Origin of the sequence: Paenibacillus sp. J2TS4 (assembly GCF_018403245.1) — a bacterium.
Taxonomy (GTDB): Bacteria; Bacillota; Bacilli; order Paenibacillales; family NBRC-103111; genus Paenibacillus_L.
Genome location: NZ_BOSH01000007.1, coordinates 116682 through 130013 on the forward strand (window position 1 = coordinate 116682; position 13332 = coordinate 130013).

A 13332-nucleotide genomic window follows, 5' to 3' on the forward strand; every position below is an offset into this window, starting at 1 on the left:
TGTAATGCCGTGCAGTCACAATCAGATTGACAAGCCCTCCTTTAGTTGTCCCGAGGCAGTCTTGCAGGTGTATACTTACGGATCCAGGAATAAACAAGCAAGCCGATCATCAAAGCCGCCTCGATCATAAAGAAAAGACCGTCCCAGTAGGCAACGGTTGTAACCGGCTCCGTGAGCTTAGGAACACTAATGGAGAAAGCATAAACAAATTGAGGAAAAAAATAAACGAGAAACAAGGCCAGACTAACCGCCAGACCCGCCAGGTAAAATACCGCGTAGCCTTTAACCAGCTTCTCCTCCCCTTCGTACACAATGGACTCCTTTGCTTTGAACCCCGGCAGATTCCCAAGGCCGGCGCGCGACAACTGACGGCTCAGCAAGGAGCGGCTATTTTCCATTAAATTATAGGTCCCCAATGCATTCTCGATGACGTAATACAAATCCGTCTTCATAAAAAACAAGCACTGATAGATTAGCGTAATGAAAATATAAAAGACAACCATGCCCGCAACGCCGGATAGCCACACCAGCGTGTCTCCCGCCAGCATCCGGATCATTAAAGCGGTGAACAAAAGCACTATGTCGAAGCATATCCCACCAAGATAAGGAACATATCTTCGATTAGCGGGCAGCCTCCAGACCCCATTCATATCCGTCTCGAAGACAACGAGAAATAAACGGTGCCCGATGCCCAGACGAGACGAGAGCCCCTCCGCCCGCACCGCCAAAAAATGACCGAGCTCATGAAACAGGACGACGAGCAGAGACATAACCAGCCAGACACCGGAGTTGACGAGCATCCAATCCGTTATAAAAAAATCCCGATAATGCGGAAATAAATCCGGCCGGACGGCAAACACCGTTACAATGGCACCGAGTAGAACTGCATAGACAATCAACGAAAGCCTGTTGAAAAAAAATCGGCCGGTCGCAGGTGAAACGAGAAGCCGGCCTGCTTTCTCGCCCTTCTCTTTGTCCCCGGCTATCGGCTGCCCATCGACTTCATCGACCAGCCCCAACTCGATCAGTTGGTTGGCAAACTCCAGCACGTCGACATCCTCTGACGGGTATTTATTCTTCAACTGCTCTTCAATTTCCGCCAGAGGTGCATCGACCTGCAGCAGTTGAATGGCATCGATACAAATGGCGGGCATTTCGTAGAAGTCTCCACTCTCCGACTCTTCGACGATATAATTTTTTCGTTTTTCATGAATCGTTAGTCCGCGCAGCTTCATTCGGCTGTCCAGGGTTAATTCCATATCTCCGTCTCCTTATTTAAATAGAAAAAAGGATGCCACTATTAGGGAAGCATCCTCTTTCCACCATTGCTTATCTTCTCCAACCACACCACCAACAAGTTAATTTGATTCTGGACAATTTACGAATTTTCACTTTGTCTCACCTCCTCGAATAGTTTCATCTTGGAAGTTACATTTACGTAAGTTTATTCTATGTTCATCTTCGTCTGGGCGTAATAATGAGCGACCCAGGAAGGATAAACCTTGACAAATATTTCCACAAGCTGCGGATCGAATTGGGTGCCTTTTCCCTGCAGTATTCTTTGATAGGCCACATCCAGAGGAAGCGCCGGACGATAGGAGCGGTGGGTCGTCATTGCGTCGAAAGCGTCTGCAATCGATGTAATCCGTGCCAACAAAGGAATTTCCTCCCCTTGCAGACGATCCGGATACCCTTTGCCATCCCATCTCTCATGGTGATAGCGAATGACGTCTATACAGTCCTCCAAGCCTTCGATATCTTTAATTGCATCCGCCCCTACGACAGGGTGCTCCTTAATAATCTCGTATTCTTCATTAGTGAGATTCGATGGCTTCATTAGAATCTCATCCGGTATATGTACTTTCCCTACATCATGAAGCAGGCAAGCATAGTAAAAGCTCTTCAGTTCTTCTTCACTGAAGCTCTCCAGATGCCGGGCGAACAAACTCGCATATTGAGCCACCCGCTCGCTGTGTCCTCGCGTATAGGGATCCTTAAGCTCCAGAGCCGCAATAACTCCTCTGACGATCCCCTCAAGCTGACTGCTGTAGGACTGGCCGATGGCCCGCACGTATCCCTCAAATCGGTTAAGCAGAATAAACGCGACGACCGTCAGGCAGAGCACCAATAAAATCGGGAGTAGAACCTCCGGGTTCTGCAGAACAAGTCCGACCAGCAAATATTTCAGCACAGTGCCGCCAGAGACGACCCAGCAAAAGGTTTTATTGATAAAAATCGGAGAAAACAGAACTAGAAACAGCTCGACAATGTTGCCGCTTGTATATTCTACCTCCGAATTGGAGTAAACTATCAGTTCCCCTACTATAGTCGTCAAGGTGTAAACGATAAAAAATATATATTTGATCTTCTGCGGCTCGTTGCGCTTAAGTAAAAAAAACGCCGTAAACAAAAGCAGCAGTTGAACGAAATATTCACCCCATCCGACCAGGCTGTTCTCAAAACCGAATTTAGGGTCCTGGATAAATAGAGGAAATAAGTAATAATAGAATGCGTCATAAGAAATATTAATTAAGTAGAATAAGAACAGAAATAACTTAACCGCTCGGCGTTCTTGTTGTTTAAGCGTGTCGTTCAATAGATCTATACGCATATAGTGATTACCCCATAGCTACGGATTAGTCTGTGTCGAATGCTCTTTCCCTTACCTTATTTCGTCACGGAACGACCATTTCCTTCTATCGCCAGGGGAGAAATATCGTTATAATATCGGATCGTATCGGGCCAAGTCAAATGATGTCGAACGCACCGATATTAATACCTTTTTTTCCTATTATACTATTATTATGGAAAAATGCTATACCTTTTACTATTTTATTTCCCCATTGGAAAAATCTCCGTTACTTTAGAAGAGGAGGTCCTCCATCTTAACTGGTTTGGATACTGAAAAAAATTTAATCCGGAACGCCCGCATATGCCTGAGGCTGTCACGCAGGCGTTTCGGATTCCATTAGGTGAAAACCATTAAACAATAGCACTGCTATGCCTTTGCAGCAGTTCCTTGGCTTTCTCCACATCATCCTGATGAACTACTATTTTATACTGTCCTTGGCTGTGGACCGTATCGATCGGCCCCGCCATGCCAACCGCCGCTCCTTGCGGATCGGTTGATTTCAGCTTACAGCGAATTCCTTGTTCCTTCAACAGATTGTACTTGTACTCCGCTTCCTCCATCTGGTTGCCAGTCCCGACAAACACCGTCGTCCAACTGGTCCGCGATCTCCAAATGACTACTGCGATAATAGCCGCAATGACCAGTATCCATACCCACGTCATTTTTAACACCGCCCTTTATAAGGAGTTATTACTTCCAATAAGAAGTTACCCCAAATCATATGCGGTGAATCACATTGTCCATTCCTATTTGTAAAAAATTTATCTTAACCCTTAATTTCCCAATTCATCTCTTCTATCTTGATTTCCGGACGGCTATCGCCGCAGCGGGTTGACCATTGTTCTCTTTTATGCAAAGTCCATCCTCCTCGTTGGTCGGGTCCTGCAGAAGCAATCTAAACAAAATGATTCCCGAGGGAAAAATTTTCATTGATGGCTGCAACCCTTATCCTGGGACAAGCGATTCAGAAACGTTTCTTGATCTTTTTGCTTTTGTTCTCCCGGCTCATCTGGTAAAGTAGACATGCACAGTTTATTTGTTTATGGAGGGGAAACAACGATGGAAAATCCGATCAGCTTTCATTTTAATTTGGCTGTTGATTATATAAACCGCGGGGCTCTGGGAGCCGCCTCTAACTTGTTTTACCGTACAATTATGCTGGATCCCAACCATTATCAGTCCTGGGTGAGCCTTATATTCGGTCTTGGCATTATGAAAGAAACGGGCGATCAACAAATTTTGTTGGCCCGGTACGCCAAGCGTGAGCTCCCTTATGTAAAAGAGCTTATCGGCTCCGCACTCAGCGCCTATAAACATAATCCTAAAGCGCTCATGGAATGGCTCCGCCTTTATTCCGAAAGAGCCGAGGAGAAGGACCGTGAGATGCTGGGGCACATCATTGCCGATATAGGGCAAATGATGGCAAAGAATGCGGAGAGGATCCATGCGGGGAATAATCCGGATAAAGAATCGTCCGAGCCTCCTTCTTTGGATGAAATAGCCGAGCATAAAATTTATCTGGACTGGATTCCGGAAAAAAAGCCGGAGGAAATCTATGATTTGATCGAGCCTCTGCTGGATCTCCCGCAGTCCGTTGACATGGCCATCCGTATGCTGACCTATTTCCCCGGCCTGCGCGCAGAAAAAATGCTAAGGAGGATATGCCGCAGCGAGGAGACGTCGAACAAGAGTAAGACGAGAGCTTTAATCGCTCTTCATTGGCATGGAGCAACCGGGAACGCCAAATTGATTAAATTCGGCGACTCGTTCGTCGTCAACCTTCAGAAGCCCGAGCCCAAACTAGGCCATCACCTGCCTGATGCCTACTCAGCCTTGGTAGATTGGGTCCTTCTATGGTGGGGGAAAGCCAACGGAGTTATCGAAGGCGACCAACAATTAGAGACCTCGCCCTCAGGCAAGCTCGAGCTCGGCAAGGAGCAGCGGCAGGTGATTGAGTCCCAAATCAATCCGAACATTCCTGCCGCGGCCGAATCGATTATGAGGGAAACTTATCTTCATTACTACCCGCGGATCGCCCCGATCGTTAATGAAATAGATGAATGGGGTGCGGCCTTGCTTAATATATTGAGTGCTTTCTCCCAGAATTGGGAGGAGCCTTGGAAATTCCCGCTCCCCGAATTACAGGGCGGGTCAGGATTAAAGCGGGAATGGCTGCTTAAGGCTCTTCTTCTGAAGGATGCATCCGAGCCGAGTGGCGAACCGGAGGAAGATTCGGAGGAAGACGAAGACCTGGAAGAAGGTTCAACGGAAGATTCAACAGAAGGTTCAACAGATTCAAAGTAGATTCAAACATAAATGGACGGTAGCTCGACAAGTCAATCGTCGGGCAAGTTAAACCTATACTTCGTTAAATACCCGGCTAACTTAGCCGGGTATTTCCTGTGGCCGCGTTTACCGTTTAAGGGTGGGCAGGGCCGGGTTGGCCCATGGATTCGCTTCCGTCAGATGGCACTAAGGTAAGGTACCCTTTTATCCTACTGGCTCTTACCGGTTAATCCGTTCTGATTGGTATAACTGTGGTGTGAATGCCACAGGGAGGTTTGAAGCAATATACGCTTAAATAAACTATAATTCCCTGCCAAAGTTTACCCGCTGATTCCCCTCCAATAGTAATTGCACAGGCTGGTTATAACGTGCTATAATCTCTAATAATTACGAATATATGTTCGTCAATCATTGAGGAAGAATAGCAGCATAACACTAATCGACAATGTTAAGAGGCTGGCCAGTTCAGAATAGTTCTCTTAAGGAAGGGATGATGACCATGACCCGCCCAATCCAATATGAGCTCATGCAGGCCAAGACGATGCTCAATCCGGTCAAAGCCCCCTCGATGCCTTTCGACTGGTCCCTTAATCCATATAGAGGATGTCAGCACGGGTGCAGCTTCTGCTATGCTCGCAGTACTCATTCCTTCTTGGGAGAAAGAGCCGATGATGCGTTTCAGAATCACATCTATTTAAAGGAAAATGCCGCGGAGGCGTTGGAGCGCCAGCTCCATTCCGCCGCCCGGTCCAGGAAGGGGCTGAAGGGGCTGGGCAGCATTGCTATCGGCACAGCCACCGATCCTTACCAGCCGATCGAAGGCAATGCCCGGCTAACCCGACAATGCTTGGAACTGCTGGCTAAATATCGGGTTCCTGCCAGCATAACCACCCGTTCTCCGCTCATCCTCAGAGATATGGATCTGCTGCTCAAGCTGCCTCACGTATCGGTTAATCTCAGTGTGAATACTCTTAACCGGACCGTATGGAGAAAGCTGGAACCGTCCACCCCTTCTCCGATTAAACGACTGGAGACCGTCGGACAGCTAGTCGGGGCAGGTATAGAGGCCGGAATTTTTATGGCGCCTGTCCTTCCTTATTTAACCGACGCTGCAGAGGATTTGCAGGAGCTAATCGAGACCGCCTCCCAGTACCGCCCCCGTTTCATGATTCCATCCTACTTACGTTTAAGCACAGCGGAAGTAAAGGTATGGTTCTTTGGAATGCTGGAGCAATCGTTCCCGGAGCTTGTCCGGCGATATGCGCAGCTATACCGGTATTCCGGCTATGCCCCTTCCGATTATCGCGAGGAGAAGATGACGGAGATTAAAAGACTGCTTGCCAAGTATAAGCTCGGGACTAAGCAGCCTGTTAAGCGTAGCGAGCCGGAGGGTATTCCTAATGGCCCCTCTTCGGCCAATGAGCCGGTTCAGCTCAGCTTTTCCTTTGGCAATTGATCCGCGGCGCTGAGCTTTGATCCGCTGGCAATTGATCCGCGGCGGCCTTTATTATATATCAGGGATTTGCCAGTCGATTTCGGCCATCCCGCTTTCACGCAGGAAGTGATTCGCCTTGGAGAACGGCCGACTCCCAAAAAAACCCCGATTCGCCGAGAACGGACTCGGATGGGGCGACCTTATGATATAATGTCTCCCCGACGTAATTCTCGATGCCTTCTCTTGAGCATATTTTCCCCACAACAAGAAGACCAGGGGCTCCTCTCTTTCATTCAACAGCTCGATGACTCGATCCGTGAAGGTTTCCCAGCCTTGTCCTTGATGTGAATTGGCCAGCCCTCTCCTTACCGTTAGCACGGAATTCAGCATGAGGACACCTTGTTCCGCCCAGCTCTCCAGATAGCCGTTATTGGGAATGCTGCAGCCCAGATCCTGCTGAAGCTCTTTAAAGATGTTTTTCAACGATGGAGGAGGTTGAATGCCCGGCTTGACCGAGAAGCTAAGCCCGTGGGCTTGCCCCGGACCGTGATAAGGGTCCTGGCCGATAATAACTACTTTCGTTTTCTCGTAAGGCGTCAAATGAAGGGCGGAGTAGATTTCACGCATATCCGGATAAACGGTATATGTATTGTATTCATGGACCAGCAGTTCTCTAAGACGAAGATAATAAGGTTTATGGAACTCCGGCTCGAGCAGCGGAGCCCAGTCATTGTTTAAAATAGCCATTCTCCTAACCTTCCTTGTATATGGTATGATCCGATTAATAGAGTCTCAAAAAAGAAATAAGCCCTCGAAGAAAAGGTATCATGAATTGTAACGAAACTACATATCGTTAAATCGCTATTTTTACCTTGTTTCAAATTTTAACGAAACTGCATATCGCTATCTTCCCTTTTTCGCCTCTTTTTATCGACTTTTCCGCCGATAGAGTTACCCAGTTTCGTTACCATCCCGCCGCTCCTATTTTTTGCACAAATAAGGATACACAGTTCGCTAGAACGCTTGCGGCCATCCCCCTCGCGACTTTTGTGCAATAATATCAAATCCCATGCGCGATGTCGGCCCATGTAACGACTCATAGGCGCTTCGAAGTAGAGTACCATGTGCGGCTACCATGTGGCGTTCTCATGCGGGCTCCCTTGCGGAACTTCGATGTAGAGTACCATGTGCATCTACCATTATAACGGACATCCGTGACCATTAGCCGTCCCCAAAGGGGCTTTTCGGAAACGTAATGGACACCAGTGACCCTTAGCCGAGAAAATGATGCGAAATGAGGAGAGTTTCTCGGATAAAGGACATTCATGTCCGTCAGAATAAAGAAACCGTCTCATTTGGCGGATAATGGTCGGTCATGACCGTTACCGTTTCATTTGACGAACAGTGATCGGTCATGACCGTTACCGTTCATTTTGGCGAACAGTGATCGGTCATGACCGTTACCGTTTCATTTGGCGAATAGTGATCGGTCATGACCGTTACCGTTTCATTTGGCGAATAGTGATCGGTCATGACCGTTACCGTTTCATTTGGCGAATAGTGATCGGTCATGACCGTTACCGTTCATTTTGGCTGTACAACCTTTGGATACTGTACACCGTTGGATTTTTTTCGCACATCTTTTCATCCTATCCTTCGCCATTTCCACTATGAATCGACGGTCTCTCGGAGTTCGTTAGATCGGTCTGTATCCGGTCAAGCACTAACCTTGAGATTTGAGCCTTAATAGAATTGTAGCATAGTTCCATCGATTGCTTCATCGCCCCTGGAAACTAATTCAATCCATTTCCTGATCCTATCGACTGCTTCCAGATTCATATCGAATGTCCTTCACAGAGCGCCTAAGTTCGGAAAAAAACCTGCAGAAGCCTCCTCTCGGAATCGATCTGCAGGTTCTTCGGTTAAAAAGTCAGCATCCCGTTATGTTCACCGGTGTGTTCTTCGCGGCTTCTTCAGCGGCTGTTCCCGAACGGCTTCTTCGCGATTTCTCCAGAGGCATCACCTACGCCGCCTTTACGCCTTCTTCAGTCAAGTTCTTCGCCATTCTTCACGGCCCTCCTCAGCTGTTGCTTCGACGGTTTCTTAAGCGCCCTTCAGTAACTACTTCGGAAGCGCCTCAAATTTGCCGTTACCCACGTTTGTTAGGCCGGAAGCTTCTTGGCTTTTAGAATCCAAGGACAATAGCCAACAGCCTTAGCCCGTTACAGTAATTCTTTGCGCAGCTGCTCAGGTGACTTCGGTGACAGATAGCCGAATGGAATGTCCAACACCGTCCTGGCTCCGGTCTGTCCTTCCTTGGCGAGCTTGTAAGCCGCTCTGGCATAAGCAACGAGCACACTCGCGGTGAATTCAGGATTGCTTCCCAGCTTCAAGCCGAATTCCATGATTTGAGTGCTGTCTTCCCCGGTCTTCCCGGAACGAAGGACGTGGCCGCCATGCGGCATGGCCGAATGATTAGCGTCCATTTCCTCATCCGAGATAAAGTGAACGATCGTGTCATAATCGGCGAAATAATTGGGCATCGTTTTAATTTCCTGCTCAATTTTAGCCTTGTCCGCCCCTTCCTCCGCTACGATGAAGCATTCCCGGATATGCTTGTCTCTGGTCGTCAGGTCGGGATTCTTCCCTTCGCGGACTTGGGATACAGCGGCCTCGCTTGGAATGGTATATTGAACTCCCCTCTTCACTCCGGCCACCCGGCGAATCGCATCGGAATGGCCTTGGCTGACCCCTTTACCCCAGAAGGTGTACTGATTACCCTCAGGGAGGATCGCTTCACCCAGCAATCGGTTCAACGAGAACAGCCCCGGGTCCCAGCCAGTCGAAATAACGCTGATATGCCCGGCCTGCTTGGCCACAGCATCGATCTGGGCGTAATATTCCGGAATGCGGGCATGCGTGTCGAAGCTGTCCACCGTACTGAACATAGCGGCCAATTCCGGCCCCTGCTTCGGCAAATCCGTGGCCGAGCCACCGCATAGAATCATTACATCAATCTTATCTTGGTAAGCCTCTGCTTCCGAAATATGCACGAGCTTGGAGCCAGCCGTAACGTCCTCCGGTTGTCTCCTCGTGAATATCGCTTCCAGCTCGAAATCCGGGTTTTGTCTCAGAGCCAATTCCACGCCCCTCCCGAGATTCCCATAGCCTACAATACCGACCGTTATTTTTCCGTTCATGAATCTCCCTCATTTCTGGCTAGCCAAAGTCTCATACTCCATCGAAGTATGTCTATACTCTGACCATTATAGCAATAAAATAAATGTCTAAACAACGAATAGCACAATAGAAATCTTTTATATCTGTCGGAAAACATTTTTATTCCTTGGAGTTTGATTCATTCCGCGCATTCACTCCTATCTTTCGAACAAGCGATTGTCTAACCGCTTGATGATGCCTTTCATCTTTGACTCCATATAGAAAGGGGATGAGCTCCCCTCCCCCGGCCGATGCTTAATCACCCTTCTCCTCTGTGTATCTGCCTGAACGAAGGTGATTTCGCGCAACGATCCCGGAATTCCTGGGGAGTACAGCTCATTTCCTTTTTAAATACTTTAGAGAAGTAATAGGACGTTTCGAAGCCAACTCTCGCGGCGACCTCATGAATCCTCAATCTATCGTCAGCCAACAGCTCTTTGGCCTTGCCGATTCGGATTTCCTTAATATAATCCGATAGCCGCCGTCCTGTCGCTTGCTTGTATATTCTGGACAAGTATGCCGGATGAAGACCTACCTGATCCGCAAGGCAATCCAGCGACAGAGCCTGATTTAAATGCTGCTCAATGTATCGGTTGATGATGGCAATCATCCTGCCCGTTCGATCTTTCTGATCGTTCCTTCTTATTGAGAATAAGTGCTCGGACAACCTGTAAAAATACAACTCTGCCTCTTCCCAAGACCGGAATGCCGCTTGTCCAAGCAACGGATTGAGGTCGATTCCCGGGGACATGACTGGAAGGAGTTCGGATTGATTGATATAGGACAGATATACCGATGTAAGCGCGAACTGAATTTCAACGCGATAAGAATGAAGCTCGGGGGCAGCGACAAGACGGCGGGTAAATGCTGCGGCTTCTCTATATATTTCAAAAAATTCTTCTTTTTGCCCACTCTCCAAATGATCTTGCAGCTTTTTAATTTTCCTTAGGATCATTACACTTTCCTGTTTGATTTGATCCTCCCCGATCTCGGAGTTTCCTACATGTACACAGGCGTAATTTTCCTGCAAGATGATTTCCCCGCCAATTCCGAATCCCTGCCATAGCAGCTGCTGCAGCTTTAAATATTGAATCGGAATTTCAGTCCAGTTGCACGGCGATTGGCTAACAGCCAAGGAAACCGGGATCTTGATCAATTGTTCATAGGCGGCTTGAATGTCCGACATCATTCCGATAACGAAGGTCAGACATTCTTCCCAATCCTCTTCGGGGTCCTCTCCCAAGAAACCCGGCTGGATAAACCAAACCAAATTACAATATTGATGAGAGAAAAAAATATGCCGGGTCTTCGATAAATACTCGGTGGCGATATTATCAAGTGCGAAAGTTAACAAAGATTTGTCCGACGGTTCGATCTTATCGGGCCAACGGTCAATGCGGCCGGCAACCAGCAGCACTCCGGCAGCCGCATCCAGCGGCATTGCAAGTTCATTGAATCTCTCCGCCGTAATCTGATTGGCAGCAAGTTCTCCTTGAAGCAAGCCCCACAAATATTCCTTTTGAAGCGCAGGCCTGGCTTCCTTCAGTTGCAGTTCCGCACGGCGCATATACTGCTCGATCGCCACATCATTCTGCAAACTACGAATGGCTTTATCAATAGAGGCGATAATCGCGTCATCATCGTCGATTTTGAGAATATAATCCACAGCCCCGTTTCGCATGGCGGTCTGAATATAATCGAAATCGTTATATCCGGTCAGAAAAATCACCTTACAGCGCGGCCACTGCTTACATATTCGGGCCTGAAGCTCCAAACCGCTCATTCCCGGCATATGGATGTCCGTCAGCACGATATCAATTTTCGTTGCCACAATCGTTTGCAAAGCTTCTGCAGCCGAATAAGCACGGTATACCTCCCAATCGACCTTATCCCATTCCCGCAGCTGTTCATAGAGCATATTGACGATCTTAGGTTCATCATCCACGATCAAAATATTATACATTAGCTCCTCCTATTTGATGGGAAGGCAGATTTCCACCTTGAATCCTCCTGCCGCCGTTCGGCTCAGCCTTAAACCGCTAGCCGGTCCGTAGCGCAGTTTCAACCTGCGGTGTACATTGACCAACCCGGTCGTTTCCATATCACCATCCAACTGATCAAGCTTTCGCAGTAATTGCAGGAATTCCGCCTCCTGCATTCCTTCCCCGTTATCCTCCACGGCAATAATCAACTGCTCCCCCGATTTCATAAAAGTCACCCGCAGAAGCCCGTCCTTGACTTTATTTTTAAGACCGTGCTCATACACGTTCTCTACGATCGGCTGCAGGATGAGTCGCGGGATCGAAATCATCTCGAACTCCTTCGGAAGCTCGCTGTATTCTACCCGAATTCTGTCTTCAAACCGAAAAGTCTGAATTTGCACGTATGTCCTGGCGAAGCTCACCTCCTCTTTCAGAGGAACCTCTTCCATATTCGTTCGGGTTACATAGCGGAAATAGGAACCTAGATAATTGGAAAGTTTAGTAATGCTCTCGTAATTTTCATATTTGGCCATGCGGGACAAAATAAAGAAACTGTTATACAGAAAATGCGGACTGATTTGCGATTGAAGTTGGCGCAGCTCGGATAAATTCGCCCGATATTTCTGCTCATACACTTCGTGGATCAGCTCATTGATTCTTTTCACCATCGTATTGAATTGTTTATATAAATAGGAGAATTCATCGGAGCGATCCTCCCGGATTGTAACGACCAAGTTCCCATCCTCGACCCGATGGAACGCCCGGACCAATCTTTTCATCGGCAGATGAACCTGGCGGAAGATCCAGAACGAGAAGACGGCAACGACCAGCAAGGAAATCCCCGACAGCATCCAGAACCATAACCGGTATCTTGCTTGCGAGCCCAGCATTTCCTCTTCGGGTATATGCATGAAAAGAGCGATGCCTAACGAAGGCGAATAATCGAAAGAAACCCAGTTCCGCTTCCCGTCAATTTCGACGATATCGAAGTCGCCCGCCGACTGTACCCCACTATGCGACGATAGAAGCTTCAGCATCACTTGCTGTGTATCCTTGTCATCCTCGCTTGCAATGGCCCACTCCCCTTGCTGCCCGATAATCATGGCGCCTCCGCTGCTCCCGATCTTCATTCGTTCGAGGACTTCCGCAATCTCGGTCTGCGATATTTCCGCGCTTAGGAGAAAGACCGGCTCCTCTTTATTGATTAAGGCCAGATCGGAATACGGGAAGCTGACAAACAGACGCCCGTCCCAGAAAACAAACGGATTCCGCGGCCTGCTGCTTACCGCCTTCAGTGCTTTGAATTTATCGTGAGGCATCTTTTCGTAGAACGACACGGCGGTGATGATCCGGTCCTCTTTCGGGAGAAATACGTCGGCATCCGCAATATATACGCTTGAATTCATCATAGCTTTTAATCTCGAATTGATCGTATAGACCGTATCCCGATACTCAATATCCCCCATGATGGCGGCGGCCGTACTCAGCATGCGAAGCTCCCTGTCATTGACGAACGCCTTCTGCATATGAATGATCCGGTTAAATTCGTTCTCAAGCAGCCGAATGTAGAAATTAACTCTGGATTGCATCGAATTTTTGACTTCCTTCCGGATGGTTTTTTCACCATACTCGTTCATTGTCAAGCTGATCACATATATCGGAACGATAACAATGAGAAAAGCCAAAAAAAGCTTCGAATAAAGGCTCGTTAGTTTTACGTGCAAATTCATCTGCTCCCCCCTTTTTTAAAGCATTCTACAGAAAAGAGGAACGCCCTT

11 protein-coding genes are annotated in these 13332 nt (G+C 48.0%); 3 read left to right on the forward strand and 8 right to left on the reverse strand.

What is annotated here, in order from left to right; all coding sequences use genetic code 11:
• Positions 1-41 precede the first annotated feature (41 nt).
• The 3 genes from KJS69_RS16350 to KJS69_RS16360 form a co-directional block, all read right to left on the reverse strand.
• Positions 42-1259, reverse strand: coding sequence for a hypothetical protein (locus tag KJS69_RS16350; protein ID WP_213584853.1), 1218 nt, complete (start codon positions 1257-1259; stop codon positions 42-44).
• Positions 1260-1444: 185 nt separating this feature from the next.
• On the reverse strand, positions 1445-2611 hold the full coding sequence (locus KJS69_RS16355; protein ID WP_213584854.1) for an HD-GYP domain-containing protein: 1167 nt from the start codon (positions 2609-2611) through the stop codon (positions 1445-1447).
• A gap of 371 nt (positions 2612-2982) precedes the next feature.
• Positions 2983-3294, reverse strand: coding sequence for a putative signal transducing protein (locus KJS69_RS16360; RefSeq protein ID WP_213584855.1), 312 nt, complete (start codon positions 3292-3294; stop codon positions 2983-2985).
• Positions 3295-3691: 397 nt separating this feature from the next.
• On the opposite strand from KJS69_RS16360, the gene KJS69_RS16365 reads away from it, so the two are divergent.
• Together KJS69_RS16365 and KJS69_RS16370 are read left to right on the forward strand one after the other, a co-directional pair.
• The gene (locus KJS69_RS16365; protein ID WP_213584856.1) at positions 3692-4936 is read left to right on the forward strand and encodes a hypothetical protein; all 1245 of its coding nucleotides are present in this window, start codon (positions 3692-3694) and stop codon (positions 4934-4936) included.
• Positions 4937-5417: 481 nt separating this feature from the next.
• Positions 5418-6374, forward strand: coding sequence for an SPL family radical SAM protein (locus KJS69_RS16370; RefSeq protein WP_213584857.1), 957 nt, complete (start codon positions 5418-5420; stop codon positions 6372-6374).
• Between the two features lie 51 nt (positions 6375-6425).
• Here the strand turns inward: KJS69_RS16370 and KJS69_RS16375 are convergent, their stop codons facing one another.
• Together KJS69_RS16375 and KJS69_RS16380 are read right to left on the reverse strand one after the other, a co-directional pair.
• Positions 6426-7100 carry a uracil-DNA glycosylase gene (locus tag KJS69_RS16375; RefSeq protein ID WP_213584858.1) on the reverse strand — a complete coding sequence of 225 codons (675 nt, stop codon included), beginning with the start codon at positions 7098-7100 and terminating at the stop codon, positions 6426-6428.
• 681 nt (positions 7101-7781) lie between these two features.
• Positions 7782-7925 carry a hypothetical protein gene (locus tag KJS69_RS16380; RefSeq protein WP_213584859.1) on the reverse strand — a complete coding sequence of 48 codons (144 nt, stop codon included), beginning with the start codon at positions 7923-7925 and terminating at the stop codon, positions 7782-7784.
• A 272-nt stretch (positions 7926-8197) separates the two neighbouring features.
• Between KJS69_RS16380 and KJS69_RS16385 the strand changes: the two genes are divergently transcribed.
• Entirely contained in the window at positions 8198-8542 is a 345-nt protein-coding gene (locus KJS69_RS16385; protein ID WP_213584860.1) for a hypothetical protein, read from the forward strand.
• 33 nt (positions 8543-8575) lie between these two features.
• Here the strand turns inward: KJS69_RS16385 and KJS69_RS16390 are convergent, their stop codons facing one another.
• The 3 genes from KJS69_RS16390 to KJS69_RS16400 form a co-directional block, all read right to left on the reverse strand.
• The gene (locus KJS69_RS16390) at positions 8576-9553 is read right to left on the reverse strand and encodes a diaminopimelate dehydrogenase (RefSeq protein ID WP_213584861.1); all 978 of its coding nucleotides are present in this window, start codon (positions 9551-9553) and stop codon (positions 8576-8578) included.
• 278 nt (positions 9554-9831) lie between these two features.
• Positions 9832-11535, reverse strand: a complete 1704-nt coding sequence (locus KJS69_RS16395) for a response regulator transcription factor (RefSeq protein ID WP_213584862.1) — start codon at positions 11533-11535, stop codon at positions 9832-9834.
• Between the two features lie 9 nt (positions 11536-11544).
• Complete coding sequence (locus tag KJS69_RS16400; protein WP_213584863.1) at positions 11545-13284, reverse strand: sensor histidine kinase; 1740 nt, start codon at positions 13282-13284, stop codon at positions 11545-11547.
• Positions 13285-13332 lie beyond the last annotated feature (48 nt).